General features: G+C 66.9%; 2 protein-coding genes and 1 pseudogene. 1 reads left to right on the top strand and 2 read right to left on the bottom strand.

What is annotated here, in order from left to right:
- Positions 1 to 291 precede the first annotated feature (291 nt).
- Both GT030_RS06420 and GT030_RS06415 read right to left on the bottom strand, forming a co-directional pair.
- Positions 292 to 855, bottom strand: a complete 564-nt coding sequence (locus GT030_RS06420) for a DUF4232 domain-containing protein (protein WP_161200242.1) — start codon at positions 853 to 855, stop codon at positions 292 to 294.
- Positions 856 to 1,348: 493 nt separating this feature from the next.
- Positions 1,349 to 1,513, bottom strand: a pseudogene (locus tag GT030_RS06415) (pirin-like C-terminal cupin domain-containing protein); the annotation flags it as partial.
- A gap of 95 nt (positions 1,514 to 1,608) precedes the next feature.
- On the opposite strand from GT030_RS06415, the gene GT030_RS06410 reads away from it, so the two are divergent.
- On the top strand, positions 1,609 to 2,541 hold a 933-nt coding region (locus GT030_RS06410; RefSeq protein WP_202459762.1), incomplete at its 3' end, for a site-specific integrase.

Genomic DNA, 2,541 nt, shown 5'->3' with positions numbered 1-2,541 from the left:
GGGCCACCGAGCGGCCGGCTGCGGTCCATCCGCGAGTCGACGCTGGAAGGGCTCGACACCGCGGCCCGCAAGGGCAAGCACGGCGGCCGGCCGCCGGTCATCACCGACGACATGCTCCAGACCGTGCTCCGGCGGCGCTCGGGCGGCGAGTCCGTCTAGCAGATCCAGCCCACCTGATCATTTCCACCGGCAAGCGCAAGGGACGGAACCGGAATCGAAGTCTGCCGATGCCGACGCCTCTCAGCGGATGCCGCCCGCTCCATCCGAGCAGCAGGTAGGGCGTGACGCAGGTCAGGAAGGCTTGACCGCCGAGACCGGGGTGACGGTCACCTTGTTGTCGCACTCAGCCCACACCCCGTCGTTCAGGGCGACCTGGTGCTTCCCGGAGTGCGGCAGCCCGATGACCATCGTCGGATACGTCACCGGGTCCTTGCCCGACACGCAGTAGCCATCGCCCTCCCCTTGGACCTGGACGAAGGTCAGCTTCACCCACGCCTTGCCGTGCGGCCGGACCGTCACGGTGGCCGCCCTGCCGGTGGGGGTGACCTTGAACGGGGTGTTGTGGGCGGGGGAGCCGTTGCCGGCGCCCGCGACCGTCGGATGGCCCTTCAGGACGCATGTCCTCCGGGAGGCGTTGGTGAACTGCACGACCGCCGCCCCGGTCCCGGTCCCGACGGGCCGGTGGACGGCCTGCCGGGCGCTGACCTGGAGGGCGGAGGCCGGGCAGGCGGGCGGCGGAGTGGAAGTGGTGGTGCTCGCCGCCATGGCGGTGCCGGGCAGGATGCCGGTCACCGCCGCCGCGACGGCCGTGACCGTCGCCAGAGCCGCCCTGCGAATGCCGTTGCTGTGCCGCATGATGTCGTCCCCCTGAGTCGTCTCGTCCGCGGGTTTCGGTCGTCGGTTGTTGCCCCGCGGTACGCGTGGTCGTGGTACGTGAGTGCAGACAGGGCGGGAGAGCGGCAGGGTTCCGTGCGGCGACTACTTGTGACGGAACGATGACGACAGGCTGCACCCGTGAGATGGCCGTCAGGGCAGAAAGAAGCACCTTCAGCGCGCCACGCCCCCCCCGTTACCGTTTTCGTGGCTCCGCAATGGGGCCTCCGGCCTTCGGGTCCGCCATGACTTCCCCTCTTGTTGTTGATGATCCCGGGGGCACCGGCTTCGGAGCAAAGTCGGCATCAGGTCAGCATCAGTCCGAGCAAGGGTGAAAAGTCCGGCGAGACTTGCACTTCGGGGACGGGTGGAACGAGTGACCGAAGAGGCGTTTGCTCATGCAGTGCGGACGTGTCGGGCGGGGCGCGCTTGCCTCTCGCCCCACTGCGCGGACTCCCGCCCGGAAAGTGCCAGTTCAGCGCACACGACCCCTTGGTTTCAGTGGCACGGACGGCAGTTCGGGCGCGAGGAGGCGGTCTCCCTCGTACCCCTTCACCTCCCCGAATCGAGACCCCCTCATCCACTCCTCCCGGGCTCCCTTGATCTCCTCCTGCGTCCGCCCCACGAAGTTCCACCACATACCACGTGATCGGCGGTTTATCCCAGGTCAGAGGTATCGCGGACCCTCGGGCGTCAGCAAAAGGTCAGCATGCGACGCCGAGGAGTCAGCACAACATGGCAGCACGGACACTCGCCCGCGGGATGGGCACCTTCTTCAAGGACTGCGAGCACGCTGAGTCTCGTTGGTCGAGGTGCCCCCACGAGTACAAGATCCGGTACCGCAACGCGGCGGGAAAGCAGACCGAGGAAGCCGGGTTCGCCACCCAGGACAAGGCGATCACTCGTTTGACGGAGATCTACAAGGAGAAGAAGGCCACCCTCCGGTCCCAGTCGAAGGCGGAGCGCATCCAGAAGTACGGGACGATGCGCTTCGAGGAGTACGCCGAGGAGTGGAAGGCCGGCCAGCGGCACCTGGCGGTCGCCTCGGTGCGGCACCTCGATTCGCTCCTGGAGCACCACCTCAACCCGGCGCTCGGCAGCCGGAGGATGAACTCCTTCGACCACAAGGTGGTGGACCACTTCATCCGCACCATGGAGCGCTTGAAGACGGGGCTCGCGACCCAGGCGAATGCCTTCGACAAGCTCCGCGCGATCCTGCTGGACGCCCACCGGCTTGGAATCTACGCCGACAACCCGCTGCTCGGCGTGAAGCCACCGCAGTACGACCCGGCACGGGCCGTTATTCCGTCCCTCGAGCAACTCCGTGGAATCCGCACGGCGGGGGACGACGCCTTCAGGCTGATGGTCGACCTGATGATTGGCTGCGGGTTGCGCAACGGTGAGGCGGCCGCCGTGAACCTCAACAACCTCGTCGCTGACGACGTCTACCGGGTCAATGAGCAGGTCATCCTGTCGACCAAGAGCTATGGACCGCTGACGCATCGGAAGGCGGGGGAGTACCGCGATGTGCCCCTGCCAGCTCGGATCAGGGAGACGATCGAGTGGTACGCCGAGAAGCACGGAACCTTCGACGGATACCTCCTGCGTCAGCCCACTGACCCCAATAAGCCATATCCGCACTGGGCAATGGACAACCAGTGGAAGCGA

Origin of the sequence: Streptomyces sp. SID1328 (genome assembly GCF_009865595.1) — a bacterium.
Classification (GTDB): domain Bacteria; phylum Actinomycetota; class Actinomycetes; order Streptomycetales; family Streptomycetaceae; genus Streptomyces; species Streptomyces griseoluteus.
The sequence above is the reverse complement of the archived record's forward strand: the minus strand, read 5'-3'. Positions and strand labels throughout refer to the sequence as shown.

Excerpts from the sequence above, each read along its gene's own strand:
- GT030_RS06420 (WP_161200242.1), bottom strand. The coding sequence starts at position 855 with ATGCGGCACAGCAACGGCATTCGCAGGGCGGCTCTGGCGACGGTCACG.